Consider the following 1,030-nt stretch of genomic DNA (forward strand, 5'->3'; position numbering starts at 1 on the left):
TGCTGGGCGTGCTGAAGGCGGGCGCGGGGTATCTGCCGCTGGACCCGGGCTATCCTGCGGAGCGGCTGCGTTACATGGTGGCCGACAGCGGCACGCGCTGGCTGGTGGGCGACCGGATGTCGCTGTCGGGTTGGTCGAACACGGGCGCACGCAGTGTGGTGCTGGAGGATCTGGTCGCGGATGCAGGCGAGGGCACGGAATCGGCTTCGTCTGCTCCTGATGTCGCGCCTGGCGCGGACGACATCGCCTACATGATCTACACCTCGGGTTCGACCGGGCGCCCCAAGGGCGTGCAGGTGGCCCATGGCGCGGTCGCGCACTTCCTCGACGGCACCCATGAAGCTCTGGAGATGCGCCCGGGCGAGACGTACCGCTGCCTTGCGGTCGCCCCGATCTCGTTCGACATCTCGGTGCTCGAGCTGTTCCTGCCGCTGTGCCATGGCGGCACGGTGGTGCTCGCCGATCGCGAGACGATCCGCGATGGTGCGGCATTGTCGGCACTGCTTCCGCAGCACGACATCAATGTGCTGCAGGCCACCCCCGTGACCTGGAAATTGCTGCGCGAGACGGGCTGGACCGGACAGGCGGGCCTGCGTGTGATCGTCGGCGGCGAGTACGTTCCCGATGCGCTCGGCCACTGGCTCGCCAGCGTTGGCCGCATCGCATGGAACGGCTATGGCCCGACCGAGGCGACGGTCTATACGCATCTCAAGCCTTTCGCGAGGGACGGCCGCGTGCTTTGCGAGACAGTGTCCGATCTTGGCGGACGGCTGCGGCACGTGCAGCAGCGCGTGGTCGACCGCGATGGCGAACTCGCCCCGATCGGCGGCGTCGGCGAGCTGTGGATCGGCGGTCCGGCGCTCGCACTCGGCTACTGGCAGCGCGAGGCGCTGACCGACGAGAAGTTCGTCGAACGCGACCTGCTCGGCGGCGTGCAGCGCTGGTACCGCACCGGCGACTGGGTGCAGCAGCGCCACGATGGCGAACTGCGCTACCTCGGCCGCATCGACCACCAGGTCAAGCTGCGCGG

The 1,030-nt window shown here is 68.8% G+C and carries 1 protein-coding gene; it reads left to right on the forward strand.

From position 1 onward, the window contains the following. Nucleotides 1–1,030 (forward strand): AMP-binding protein (locus tag ACFQ0E_RS19150; RefSeq protein WP_386826629.1); only part of this gene is annotated, 1,030 nt, incomplete at both ends.

The sequence above is a fragment of the Lysobacter brunescens genome (assembly GCF_042677005.1).
Classification (GTDB): Bacteria; Pseudomonadota; Gammaproteobacteria; order Xanthomonadales; family Xanthomonadaceae; genus Lysobacter_I; species Lysobacter_I brunescens.